Source organism: Pseudokordiimonas caeni (genome assembly GCF_026719705.1).
Lineage (GTDB): Bacteria > Pseudomonadota > Alphaproteobacteria > Sphingomonadales > Kordiimonadaceae > Gimibacter > Gimibacter caeni.
Genome location: NZ_JAPPRR010000001.1, coordinates 65,968 through 78,579, shown reverse-complemented (window position 1 = coordinate 78,579; position 12,612 = coordinate 65,968). Strand labels below are relative to the sequence as shown.

The following is a 12,612-nucleotide window of genomic DNA, read 5'->3' as shown; positions in this document are numbered from 1 at the left end:
CCATGCCTCGCATCCTCAAACTCCATCTGTGGCCGGGCTGGCTTCTCGGCCTTCTCGGCGAGGCAAAGTCCTTCAAGGCGAACCCGATCCTCGGCGCACGGATCCCCAATCTTCTGGGGCTCCATGCGCTGAGGGTGCTTCTCTCCCACGCCGCCACCAATTTCCGCTGGTTCATCCTCCGGGGTCGCATGCCGAAGGAGCTGCGTGCCCGTTTCCACCGGGACGGCTTCGTCGCGGTCGAGGATTTCATCAGCGCTGAAACGGTGGCCGCGATCCGCGCAGACCTTGCCCGCGGCCCCGGCGAGCCGCGCCAGATGGTGCAGGGCGATACCGCCACACAGCGCATTCTTTTGGACGAAGAAACGCTCGCCGCTGCACCTGCCCTCGCCGCGACGGTTACGGACAAGCGCTTCACCGATTGGCTGGCATATGCGGGCGCGAAGGCGACATCTTCGATCCTGTATGTGCAGCGTATCCGCAACGGGTCACTCAATGGTGCTGCCGACCCGCAGAAGGTGATGCATTCCGATACCTTCCACCCGACGATGAAAGCATGGCTGTTCCTTGAGGACGTGACGCCCGAAAAAGGCCCCTTCACTTATGTGCGTGGCTCGGCGGCGCTGACATGGCGGCGCCTGAAGTGGGAATATCGCCGGTCGCTGGTCGCCGCAAAGCTCAACGACGGCTATTCCGAAAAAGGCTCCTTCCGCGCCAACCCCGAGGACCTCGCCGAGCTTGGCCTGCCAGCCCCCGAAGGCCTTACGGTAAAGGCCGGCACGCTCGTCATCGGGCTTACGAACGGCTTCCATGGCCGGGGGCAGGCGGAGGCAGGCGCCAGCCGGCTCGAAATCTGGGCCTACAGCCGCCACAACCCTTTCAATCCCCTGCCCGGCCTGCCGGTTGCGGCCTATGCCAAGGCGCAGAATGCGGCCCTCAAGGCATGGTGGCGCCATCAGGACAAAAAGGCCGCAGCCAGAGGCCGCCGCGCCACATGGCACCGGATCACGGCGGCAGAGATGTTCGATAATCTCTGACCCTTGCCCCGATCCTGTCAAAAAGCCCTTTTAGAAACAGGGCACCCAAGCATAGACTGCCCCCGGAATTATCGTTAATTTTCGGAACATCATGTCCAAAAGCCATACTGCCGCCATCATCCTCGCCGCCGGAAAAGGCACCCGCATGAAATCGGGCCTTCACAAGGTGCTGCATCCGATCGGCGGCCTGCCGATGGTGAGCCACCTTCTTCATAAGCTGGATGGCCTGTCGCCCGAGCGCCGCATCGTGGTTGTCGGCTCGCTGCGGGAACAGGTGGAGGCCGCCCTGCCAGGGCTGGAGTTCGTAACGCAGGCGGAACAGCTTGGCACCGGGCATGCCGTGATGGTATGCCGCGACGCGCTGAAGGACTTCACCGGTGACGTGATCGTGCTCTTTGGCGATGTGCCCTTCACCCCGCTGGATGTGATGCAGGAAATGATGGCGGCACGGGCAAGTTCCGCAAATCCCGGCATCGTCGTCCTCGGGTTCGAACCCGCCGACCCTGCCCGTTACGGCAGGCTTGTCCGCGGTGCTGACGGCACGCTTGAACGCATCGTTGAATATAAGGACGCGACCGAGGAAGAACGCGCCATCACCCTCTGTAATTCCGGCATGATGGTGATCGACGGCAAGGAACTGTTCGGCTGGCTCGACAAGCTTTCAAATGCCAACGCCGCCGGCGAATATTATCTGACCGACCTTGTGGCCGCCGCGCGCGGCGATGGCCGCAATGTGGCGGTGGTGGTGGCGGATGAGGCCGACGTGCTTGGCATTAACGACCGTAACGATCTTGCCGCTGCAGAGGCTGCCTTCCAGGCGCGCAAGCGCCGCGAAATGATGACTAACGGGGTAACGCTTGTGGCCCCGGAAACCGTCTTCTTCTCACATGACACAGTCATCGAGCCCGACGTGACGGTGGAGCCGAACGTGGTGTTCGGCCCCGGCGTGACGGTGGCGACAGGCGCCGTGATCCATGCCTTTTCACACCTTGAAGGTGCTACCGTAGCGGCAGACGCCGTGATCGGCCCCTTCGCCCGCCTGCGGCCTGCCGCGCGTATCGGTAAAGGCGCCAAAATCGGCAACTTTGTCGAGGTTAAAAAGGCGGATATCGAGCCCGGCGCGAAGGTCAATCACCTATCCTACATTGGCGATGCCACCGTGGGTGCCAAGGCGAACATCGGCGCCGGTACCATCACCTGCAATTACGACGGTTATTTCAAATACCGCACCGAAATCGGCGCGGGCGCCTTCATCGGCTCGAACACGGCCCTCGTTGCCCCTGTCAAGGTCGGCGACGGCGCCATCGTCGGGGCTGGCAGTGTGATCACCAAAACGGTAGAAGCCGATGCGCTGGCGCTGACCCGCGCTTCGCAAAACCAGATCGAGGGCTATGCGGCCCGCTTCCGCAAAAAGTCGGAAGCCCGCAAGGCCGAAAAGAAGGGCAAGTAACCCATGTGCGGCATTATCGGCATTCTTGGCAAGGCATCGGTCACCGGCGGGCTCGTGGAAGCTCTCTCCCGGCTTGAATACCGGGGCTATGATTCCGCCGGCATCGCTGTCATCAAGGCCGGCAAGCTGGAGCGCCGCCGGGCCGTTGGCAAGCTTGCCGCCCTGCGCGAGGTGCTGGCGACCGATCCCCTGGAGGGCAATGCCGGCATCGGCCACACCCGCTGGGCCACGCATGGTGAGCCGACCGAGGTGAACGCCCACCCGCACATGACCCACAAGGCCGCCCTTGTGCATAATGGCATCATCGAAAACTTCCGCGAGCTGCGCGACGAGCTGACCGCTGCCGGTGTGAAGTTCGAAGGGCAAACCGACACCGAAGTCGTCGTCCGCCTTTTCACCCGCTATCTGGATGGCGGCCTGCCCGCCGAACAGGCCTTTGCCGCCACGCTTGAACGCCTTGAGGGCGCCTTCGCGCTGGCCGTGCTTGTGGACGGGGAAGAAGACCTGCTCCTTGGTGCCCGTCGCGGTAGCCCCTTGGTTGTCGGCCTTGGCGACGGCGAGGTTTTCCTCGGCTCGGACGCGCTGGCGCTTGCCGGGCTTTCCAGCCGCCTCATCTATCTCGAGGAAGGTGACTGGGTGGTCGCCAAGCGCGGCAGCCTGAAGACATTTGACGAGACCGGTAAACCGGTCGAACGGCCCGTCGCCATCTCGCACCTCACCGGTGCGCTTGTCGACAAGGGCAATCACCGCCACTTCATGCAGAAGGAAATCTTCGAGCAGCCGACCGTGGTGGCCCAGACCCTTGGCCGCCTGCTGGACCCGAATACCGGCAGCGTGCGACTGCCGGACCTGCCGTTTGACCTCGGCAGCGTGAAGCGCATCACTATCGTTGCCTGCGGCACCAGTTTCTATGCCGGGATGGTTGCCAAATACTGGATCGAGAAATTCGCGCGCGTCGGGGTCGATGTCGATATCGCGTCCGAGTTCCGCTACCGCGACCCCGTGTATGAAACAGGCGGCCTTGCGCTTTTCATCTCGCAGTCCGGCGAAACGGCCGACACCCTCGCCGCCCTTCGCCACGCCAAGGCTGGCGGCCAGCATATCGCGGCGGTCGTCAACGTGCCGCAATCGACCATGGCACGCGAGGCCGACGTGGTGCTGCCGACCTATGCCGGCCCCGAGATTGGTGTCGCCTCCACCAAGGCCTTCACCTGCCAGCTTGCCGTGCTTGCCTCCTTCGCGGTGGCACTTGGCCGCGCCAAAGGACATGTGAGCGAGACGGAAGAAGCCAAGATGGTCGCGGACCTCGAACGCATCCCCTCGCAAATGGCGAAGATCCTGCATCATCAGGAAGACCTTGTGGACATCGCCCGCAAGCTCGCCAAGGCGCGGGATATCCTGTTCGTGGGGCGCGGTATTCATTATCCGATCGCCATGGAAGGTGCCTTAAAGCTGAAGGAAATCAGCTATATCCATGCCGAAGGCTATGCAGCGGGCGAACTGAAGCACGGCCCCATCGCGCTCATTGACGAGAATGTACCGGTGATCGGCCTCGCGCCGTCCGACGGCCTGTTCGACAAGTCGCTGTCGAACCTGCAGGAAATCATGGCCCGCAAGGGGCGGCTGATCCTCGTCTCCGATCACCTGACCGCCTTCCAGGAAAACGAGATGCACGGCAGCTTCGCGATGCCATCGGCAAGCGACCTGACAAGCCCGTTCCTCTATGCCCTGCCCGTGCAGCTGCTGGCCTATCACACCGCGGTCGAGAAGGGCACGGACGTAGACCAGCCCCGCAACCTCGCCAAGGCCGTGACGGTGGAATAAGAAGCGGGGCGGGGTTTCCCCTCTCGTTATCTCAGACTGCGCCAAACATCAGGGACCGGTGCACACCTGCGCCCGCCAAAGCGCCGTCCCCAACGCCGAGCGCGACCGAAGCCATCGGCTGGCCCGCATCCCCACAGGCGAAAACGCCGGGGACGCTGGTTTCCTTCATCTGCCCGGTCTTGATGATCGTGCCGAATGGGAGTTCCTCGTAATCAAGGTCGAGCCCTTCGGTTATGGCGCTCGCCACCCTGAAACGTGCCAATGCGAACAGACCCGCGAAAGACAGGGTCCGCCCATCAGCAAGATTGGCCTCGGCATGACCGGTGATGCTGCGTATCGGGCTGCGCTCCACCGCCACGCCGCGCGCCTGCAGGCTGCTCAGCTGTTCCTCGTCGGGTTCGAACGCGTCATTGATCAGGAAGGTCGTCGGGCCCCAGTCGGGCAGCATCAATGCATGATGCATGGAAAGGGCCGAGCCCGCGATCACACCGATCTGGCCCTGATTCAGTTCATAGCCGTGGCAATAGGGGCAGTGGAACACAGCCTTGCCCCACCGTGCTTCCAATCCATCGATATCGGGCATGATATCCCGCACACCGGTCGCCAGAAGCAGGCGACGGGCGAGGTGCTTCTCGCCGCCAACCATGACCTCGAACGCAGCGTCTGAACCCGCTGCGACTTCAAGTTTCCTGGCGCTTTCGGCACGCGCGGGGCGCCATTCTACGGTCGGATATTTCAATACCTGCGCACGTGCCGCCTCCGCAATAGCGGCCGGATCTGCCCCGTCCTGCGTCAGGAAGCCATGCGAGTGACTGGCGAACCTGTTGCGGCGCAGTCCCTCGTCAATGATCAGGATTGTGCGGCGGGCGCGGGCTAGCTGCAGGGCCGCCGAAAGCCCGGCATAGCTGCCGCCAATGATGATGACGTCGTGAATCCGGTCGCTCATGAAAAACTCCTTATTTCTCGAAACAAAATAAGTTACGTGACTTCACAGAGTCAATAGTCTCGCAACATTTGTTGCGACGAAAGCCACCGGGCTATGCTACGAAAGGCTTGTCGGCCGCCGGGTAGCCGCAAGCAAAGGACCAGTAGAATGCGTCAGGACAGTCGGCTATCGCGCATGTTGCATGTCCTCATCCACATGGGACGACATGAAGGTGCGCTGACCTCGGACCGGATTGCCGAGATGCTCGGTACCAATCCGGTGGTTATCCGTCGCACCATGGCCGGCCTTCGCGAAAAGGGCTATGTGCATTCCGAGAAAGGCCATGGCGGCGGCTGGACGCTGGCAAAGCCCCTTGAAGATCTTACCCTTCTGGACATCTACCGCGCTGTCGGCGAACCGTCTGTCTTTGCCGTGGGGCCTGCGTATGACATGCCGGACTGCCCGATCGAGCAGGCGGTGAATGAAACTCTCGAAGGCGTTTTCGCCGACGCCGAACGATTGCTTCTGAAACGTTTCGAGGGGGTTTCACTCGCTGCCATTGCAGACCGTTTTCCCGCCGACATCATGATTGGGCATCATCCGCCCAACGCCAAAGACCATGGCTGAGGTGTAAAGCGCGCCCTGTACACCCTTGCAGGTCCTGTCACCCCCAAGTCCTTGATGCTGTTCCCTCTCGGACCCTATGGCACTTTCCTTGATCATCCTTTATGGTGCTGCAACATGATCGTCCGATCATGGTGTCCCGAGTAAAAGACAGCTTGCACAAAAGCCGCAGAAGAGCTTGAATGGCAACGTTGTCATTTACAGACTCAAGGGAAGTGAGACCAATATAATGTTCACGATGGATTTCGGCGACCGGCCGCTTGAAGACCTTCTCGACGACGCGGGGCTTCGCCACGCGTTCGACAAGAATCGCGAAAAGGCCTCGGCCTATGCCCGGGCGCTCGCCATGGATGCCCTCCCCCCGTTTGCCCGCCGTACCGGTGAAGATCAGGATCATGCCGCCATCGAGGCGCTCGCCCATGAAATCCAGCGCGGTTTCAAGGAGCTTGTGGTGCTGGGTACCGGCGGTTCGAGCCTTGGCGCGCAGGCGGCCCTTGCCATCGCGCGCTACCGTCCTTCGACCGGCGTGACGGTCCATACCCCCGACAGCCTTTGCCCGTTCGAGATGGACCGCCTGTTCGCGACGCTTGATCCGAGCGAGACGCATGTCCTGTCGATCTCGAAATCCGGCACCACGGCCGAAACGCTCGCGCAACTGCTGGCCTTCCGCGCCTGGCTGGAGCCGCAGACGAAACGCCCGCTGAAGGATCATTTCAGCTTCATCACCGAGCCGAAGCCGAGTGCGCTTCGCGCCTACGGTGAAGCGCTTGGCTCGCATATTGTCGAGCATCCGATGGATGTGGGCGGGCGCTTCAGCGTGCTGACCACCGTCGGCATGGTACCTGTCGCGGCTGCCGGCCTTTCGGTCGAGGGCTTCCGCCACGGCGCGCACGAGGTTTACAAGGCTGTCGGCAGCGTGCCGGAGACGACCGCCGCCGTGATCGGCGCCGCCCTCACCCACACGCTTGCCGAACATCGCGGTGTGACGCAGGTGCTGCTGATGGCCTATGCCGATGCGCTCCGCGCCTTCACCCGCTGGCATGGCCAGCTCTGGGCTGAAAGCCTTGGAAAGGACGGCAAGGGCACCACGCCTATCCGCGCTGTCGGCCCCGTTGACCAGCACAGCCAGCTTCAGCTGTTCCTGGATGGCCCGGACGACAAATTCTCGACCTTCATCGTGGTGCCAAGCTACGGCAAAGGACCGCGGCTTGACCCTAAAGCCGCTCGCGACAACGGCCTCGACTATATGGCTGGCCGCACCATCGGCGACACGGTCACCTGTCAGGCCCGCGCCACGCAGGATGCGCTGCGCGCCCGCGGTCGCATCATCCGCCAGCTGACGATCAACGCGCTGGACGAAGAGAATATCGGAGCCTTGTTCATGTCCTTCATGCTGGAAACCGTGGTCATGGCGCACCTGATGGGTGTGGATGCCTTCGACCAGCCCGCCGTGGAGGAAAGCAAGATCCTGACCCGCAAGTATCTCGCTGAACTGGAGTGACATATGCCCCGTCCCGTCCGCAAAATCGTGCTTCCCGTTGCCGGCCTCGGCACCCGCTTCCTGCCGGCCACCAAGGCCATCCCGAAGGAAATGCTGCCGGTTCTTGACCGGCCGCTGATCCAGTACGCGATCGAGGAAGCACGGCAGGCGGGGATCGAGGATGTGATCCTTGTCACCGGCCGCAACAAGCAGGTGATGGAAGACCATTTCGACCATGCCTACGAGCTTGAGGATATCCTGCGCGAGCGGGGCAAGGACGAAGCGCTTGAAGTTGCCCGCAGCATGCTTCTGGAAGAAGGTCGCATCTCCTATGTCCGGCAGATGCGGCCGCGCGGGCTCGGCCATGCCGTATGGTGCGCACGCGAACTGGTGAACGGCGAGCCCTTTGCCGTGGCGCTGCCCGATGACCTGATCAAGGGCAAGGATGGCGCCCTGAAGGAAATGGTCGAAGCGTACGAAACGCTTGGTGGCAACCTTGTCGCCACCATGGAGGTGCCGCGCGAGGATACATCCAAATATGGTGTGATCACCCCCGGTGCCCAGAAAAGCGAGCGCTGCATCGAAGTGACCGGCCTTGTTGAAAAACCCCTGCCGGAAGCAGCGCCTTCGACGCAGGCTGTGGTCGGCCGCTATATCCTGCAGCCGGAAATCATGGACCTGCTGTCGTCGAAGGAAATCGGCGCTGGCGGCGAAATCCAGCTGACCGACGCGATGGCCAAGCTGATTGGCAAGCAGCCCTTCCATGCCGTGCGCTTCTCAGGCACCCGCTTCGACTGCGGCAGCATGGTCGGCTGGCTGATGGCCAACCTTTCGATGGCGATGGACGACCCCAAGCTCGCCGCTCGGCTGGCGCCGCTCGTCACGCTGAAATAACAGAAAGCCCGTCTCGGCCGCCTAGTCCTTCAGGCGGCCGAAATCGTCCTCGAAGCGGACGATATCATCCTCGCCGAGATAACTGCCCGATTGTACCTCGATGAGCCTGAGGTCGATCTTGCCAGGGTTTTCGAGCCGGTGCCTGCAGCCGAGCGGCAGATAGATCGACTGGTCTTCATGCAGGGTGAGGATATCCTCGTCGCGGGTGACCGTTGCGGTCCCCTCGACAACCACCCAATGCTCGGCGCGGTGATGGTGCATCTGCAGGCTCAGCTTCTTGCCGGGCTTCACGATGATTTCCTTCACCTGAAACTGCGGACCGACAGCAATCGAACGATAGCTGCCCCAAGGCCGATAGACGGTGGTGTGCAGGTCGACAAGGCTGCGGCCTTCGGCCTTGCAGCGTTCCACCAGCTTCTTCACGTCCTGGTCCTGCCCCTTGTGGGCGACAAGGACGGTGTCTTCGGTGGAGACGACAATCAGGTCGTCGAGCCCAAGGGCGGCGACCATGCGGCCATCGGTATGGAAATAGCTGTTGCGGCAGGCCTCGGTGATCACATCGCCGCGCAACACATTGCCGCCGGCGTCTTTATCGGCGATATCCCAAAGCGCCCCGAAACTGCCAACGTCCGACCAGCCGAAACTGGCGGGCACCACGGCCGCCCGCGCCGTTTTTTCCATGATGGCATAGTCGATGGAATCGGCGGGAATCGCGCCGAATTCGGCTTCGCCAAGCCGTTCGAAATTCAGGTCATGCCGCACGCTCGCAAGCGCCTTGGCCGCACCATCAAGAATGGCCGGCGCGTGCGCGCGGAATTCATCCAAAATCAGGCCCGCAGGGAACATGAACATGCCGCTGTTCCAGCTATAGCCGCCTGATTTCAGATACCCCTCTGCGGTGGCGGCATCAGGCTTTTCCTTGAAGGCGGCAATCGCGAAAGCCCCCTCATGGCCGGCAACCGGTTTGCCTGCCGCGATATAGCCATAACCGGTTTCAGCCCGGGTCGGCGTCATCCCGAAGCAGACGAGGCGGCCTTCGATGGCAACAGCCGCAGCCTTGGCGACCGCCTTGTGGAAGGCCGGGACATCGGCAATCACATGATCGGACGGCAGCACCAGAAGAAGTGCATCGGGGTCGCTTTCTGCGATCCTGAGGGCGGCAAGCGCGATAGCGGGGGCTGTGTTGCGGCCAACCGGTTCCAGAAGGAACGGCCCGAGCGCGACATCGGCTCTCAAAGCCTGCTCGTTGACAATGAAACGGTGATGTTCGTTCGCGATCACCATCGGGTCACGGAAGCCATAGGAGTGCGATACCCGTTCGAGCGTTTGCAAGAAAAGGCTCTTGTCACCGTGCAGCGGCAGGAACTGTTTGGGATAGTGCGTGCGCGACAGCGGCCACAGGCGCGAACCCGATCCGCCCGACAGGATCACCGGCTGAATCTTCCCTACATGGTCCGACAGTCTGGTCACGCTTTTCTCTCCTGATCGCCCGAGGGCAATAGTCCTGCCGTTTCTAGCATGGCGAAGAATCGCCTTGAAACAGATTCTGGCGCGAGTCGCGCCGCCCATTCAAGCAGTTCGCCCTCCAGTTCAGGCCGTGCGGAGGCCTTAACTGCGGCCAGCGTTGCCTCCACGAAGGTTTCAGGTGCCGACGGATCAAACACCGAAACCGCGCCAGGAATGTTCGGCAGAGTCGGCACGAGACCCGCCGAAGCCACTACCGGGCGGCCGAAACTGATGGCCGTTTGCGCCACCCCGGAATTGAGGCCGCGCGGATAGGGGCACATCACTATGTCCGCCGCCCTGAACCATGTCTGAACGGACTGGTCGTCCACCGCTTCGGCATGCAGGTGAATATCGTTACGCTTCCGTACTGTTTCTTCGACCTCAGTCAGGAAATCCTTGTCGGACGGCCGCCCGGCGATCAGCGCCCGCACCCGCCCATCCAGCCGTTCCTGCAGCTTGTCGAGCGCGGCAAGGAAGGTGCGCAGCCCCTTGTAGGGCTCGATCATGCCGAAGAAGAGCAGCGCAATGTCACCGTCCTTCAGGCCGAGCGAGCGCCTCGCCACCTCCCGCGCCTGATAAACAGGATAGACACCAAAATAGCTGGGGTGCGGCACATGCTGTATCCGCTCAGGGTTCAGCCGGTAGAGGGGGGCGGTCATTGCGGCACTATTCGGGTTCATCACATGGATGACATCGGCTTTCGCGGCGAGCGCCTCACGCACCATCAATTCTTCTTCGGGCCAGCGGCTGCGGTGCGACATCACATTGTGAAGCGTCCAGACAATGCCGGTGCCGGCCGCCTTCTGGGCATCCAGATGCGCGATGAACTGTTTTGCAGCCTTGGCCACCGCACGGGGCGATTTCATCCCGTCAAACAGGCTATGGACCCAGTGATAATGCGCAATCGCCGGCCGGCCGGCGGCAACGGTCACCAGCTCTTCCGGGCGGGAGAGCATGACGATGTCAACATCATGGCTGCCCGGATCGGCATAAAGCATCCGCTGGAAGGGGTTTCGCCGGGCATGCGGAAAAACGCCAACGACGGTCGCGCCCGGTGCGGTCACCGGCGCGGGGGCCTTGGCTGCCTGCCTTTTTCTGAGTTTGCGTTTGAGCATTGATGCCTGCCCTGTCGAGGTTCCTATCTCATAAGTTGTCGCCGCGCCCCGCGCAAGGCCCTTGCCCCCTTTCCTTCCCCTTCGGCATCCCCTATAAAGTCCCGAACCCCTTGTCCCCAAACGCTCTTGGAGGCTCAATGACCGTCGAAGAACTGGCCCTGCCCGGCGTCCTTCTGTTCACCCCGAAGCGCTTTGGCGATGATCGCGGCTTCTTTTCCGAGACCTTCTCGACCCGCGTGTTCAACGAACATGTGCCGGGCGTGACCTTCGTGCAGGACAATCACTCCCTGTCGCGCGATGTGGGCGTGGTGCGCGGGCTGCATTTCCAGGCGCCGCCACATGCGCAGGGCAAGCTTGTCCGCGTTTCGCGGGGCCGGGTGCTGGATGTGGCGGTCGATATCCGCAAGGGTTCGCCGACCTATGGTCAGCATGTGGCGGTAGAGCTTTCGGCCGACAACTGGCAGCAGCTCTGGATACCTGCCGGCTTCGCGCACGCTTTCTGCACGCTCGAGCCCGGCACCGAATTTCTTTACAAGGTCACCGATTTCTACGCGCCCGACTGCGACGGCGGCATCGCCTTCGATGACCCTGACCTTGGTATCGAGTGGCCCATCGATCCTCAAAAGGCTATTCTCTCGGACAAAGACGGGAAGCTGCCGCGCCTGAAGGATCTTGATAATCCCTTTGTTTTTGAAGGCTGACAGCCCATGAAAATCATCGTCACCGGCGGCGCCGGCTTCATCGGATCCGCGGTTTGCCGCTACCTCGTGAAGGATCTCGGCCATCAGGTCGTCAATCTCGACAAGCTTACCTACGCCGGTAATCTGGCGAGCCTGAAAGAGATCGAGGACAGCCCGCTTTACAGCTTCGAGAAAGCCGATATCTGCGACCGCGCGGCACTTGACGAAATCTTCGCCAGGCACCAGCCGGATGCCGTGATGCATCTGGCCGCCGAAAGCCACGTAGATCGCTCGATCACTGGTGCCGGCGATTTCATCCAGACCAACATTGTCGGCACCTATCAGCTTCTGGAAGCCGCGCGCGCCTACTGGATGGGTCTCCGCGACGCCGACAAGGCAGCCTTCCGCTTCCTGCATGTCTCGACTGATGAAGTCTACGGGTCGCTCGGCGAGGACGGCCTTTTCACTGAAAAAACGCCCTATGACCCTTCAAGCCCCTATTCAGCATCGAAGGCCTCGGCCGATCATCTGGCGAACGCCTGGTTCGAAACCTACGGCCTGCCCGTGGTGATTTCCAACTGCTCCAACAATTACGGGCCCTATCACTTCCCGGAAAAGCTCATTCCGCTCGTGATCCTGAACGCGCTTGATGGCGCGCCGCTGCCGATTTACGGCGACGGCTCGAACGTCCGCGACTGGCTGTTTGTGGAAGACCATGCCCGTGCGCTTTACACCATCATGGCGAAGGGCCGGCTTGGCGAGAAATATAATGTGGGGGGCCGCAACGAGCGCACCAACCTGCACGTGGTGAAAACTATCTGCACGATCCTTGACGAGATACGCCCCAAGAACAAACCCTATGCCGAGCAGATCACCTTCGTGACCGACCGGCCGGGCCATGATGCCCGCTACGCCATCGATGCGACCAAGCTTGAAGACGAGCTTGGCTGGCGCGCCGGCGACAATTTCGAAACCGGCATCAGAAAGACGATCCAGTGGTATCTCGATAACGAATGGTGGTGGGGTCCGCTTCGTGATGTGGCGCAGGAGCGCCGCGGCCTTCTGAAAGGCAAATAGACG

At 61.8% G+C, this 12,612-nt stretch carries 11 protein-coding genes; 8 read left to right on the top strand and 3 right to left on the bottom strand.

Translation table 11 applies throughout. From position 1 onward, the window contains the following. The first annotated feature begins 2 nt into the window (after nt 1–2). The 3 genes from OU694_RS00360 (at nt 3) to glmS (ending at nt 4,308) form a co-directional block, all read left to right on the top strand. Complete coding sequence (locus OU694_RS00360) at nt 3–1,034, top strand: phytanoyl-CoA dioxygenase family protein (protein ID WP_308909019.1); 1,032 nt, start codon at nt 3–5, stop codon at nt 1,032–1,034. Between the two features lie 91 nt (nt 1,035–1,125). After that, nucleotides 1,126–2,484: a bifunctional UDP-N-acetylglucosamine diphosphorylase/glucosamine-1-phosphate N-acetyltransferase GlmU gene (glmU, locus tag OU694_RS00355; protein ID WP_308909018.1), complete on the top strand. Its 1,359-nt coding sequence runs from the start codon at nt 1,126–1,128 to the stop codon at nt 2,482–2,484. 3 nt (nt 2,485–2,487) lie between these two features. Next, nucleotides 2,488–4,308 (top strand): glutamine--fructose-6-phosphate transaminase (isomerizing), encoded by a 1,821-nt coding sequence (gene glmS, locus OU694_RS00350; protein ID WP_308909017.1) that lies wholly within the window; start codon nt 2,488–2,490, stop codon nt 4,306–4,308. A 31-nt stretch (nt 4,309–4,339) separates the two neighbouring features. Here the strand turns inward: glmS and OU694_RS00345 are convergent, their stop codons facing one another. Then, nucleotides 4,340–5,254, bottom strand: coding sequence for an NAD(P)/FAD-dependent oxidoreductase (locus OU694_RS00345; protein ID WP_308909016.1), 915 nt, complete (start codon nt 5,252–5,254; stop codon nt 4,340–4,342). A gap of 147 nt (nt 5,255–5,401) precedes the next feature. On the opposite strand from OU694_RS00345, the gene OU694_RS00340 reads away from it, so the two are divergent. The 3 genes from OU694_RS00340 (at nt 5,402) to galU (ending at nt 8,231) form a co-directional block, all read left to right on the top strand. After that, a complete protein-coding gene (locus tag OU694_RS00340; RefSeq protein WP_308909015.1) occupies nt 5,402–5,860 on the top strand; it encodes an Rrf2 family transcriptional regulator in 459 nt (152 codons plus the stop codon). Between the two features lie 226 nt (nt 5,861–6,086). Then, nucleotides 6,087–7,358 carry a phosphoglucose isomerase-related protein gene (locus OU694_RS00335; RefSeq protein WP_308909014.1) on the top strand — a complete coding sequence of 424 codons (1,272 nt, stop codon included), beginning with the start codon at nt 6,087–6,089 and terminating at the stop codon, nt 7,356–7,358. 3 nt (nt 7,359–7,361) lie between these two features. After that, nucleotides 7,362–8,231 (top strand): UTP--glucose-1-phosphate uridylyltransferase GalU, encoded by an 870-nt coding sequence (gene galU, locus OU694_RS00330; protein ID WP_308909013.1) that lies wholly within the window; start codon nt 7,362–7,364, stop codon nt 8,229–8,231. Nucleotides 8,232–8,252: 21 nt separating this feature from the next. Here galU and OU694_RS00325 read toward each other — a convergent pair whose 3' ends face one another. Then, the gene (locus OU694_RS00325) at nt 8,253–9,701 is read right to left on the bottom strand and encodes a mannose-1-phosphate guanylyltransferase/mannose-6-phosphate isomerase (RefSeq protein ID WP_308909012.1); all 1,449 of its coding nucleotides are present in this window, start codon (nt 9,699–9,701) and stop codon (nt 8,253–8,255) included. Further along, nucleotides 9,698–10,852 (bottom strand): glycosyltransferase, encoded by a 1,155-nt coding sequence (locus OU694_RS00320; protein ID WP_308909011.1) that lies wholly within the window; start codon nt 10,850–10,852, stop codon nt 9,698–9,700. Before OU694_RS00320 ends, OU694_RS00325 begins: the two co-directional genes overlap by 4 nt. A 137-nt stretch (nt 10,853–10,989) precedes the next feature. On the opposite strand from OU694_RS00320, the gene rfbC reads away from it, so the two are divergent. Both rfbC and rfbB read left to right on the top strand, forming a co-directional pair. After that, on the top strand, nt 10,990–11,553 hold the full coding sequence (gene rfbC, locus OU694_RS00315) for a dTDP-4-dehydrorhamnose 3,5-epimerase (protein WP_308909010.1): 564 nt from the start codon (nt 10,990–10,992) through the stop codon (nt 11,551–11,553). A 6-nt stretch (nt 11,554–11,559) separates the two neighbouring features. After that, nucleotides 11,560–12,609, top strand: a complete 1,050-nt coding sequence (gene rfbB, locus OU694_RS00310) for a dTDP-glucose 4,6-dehydratase (protein ID WP_308909009.1) — start codon at nt 11,560–11,562, stop codon at nt 12,607–12,609. The last annotated feature ends 3 nt before the right edge of the window (nt 12,610–12,612 follow it).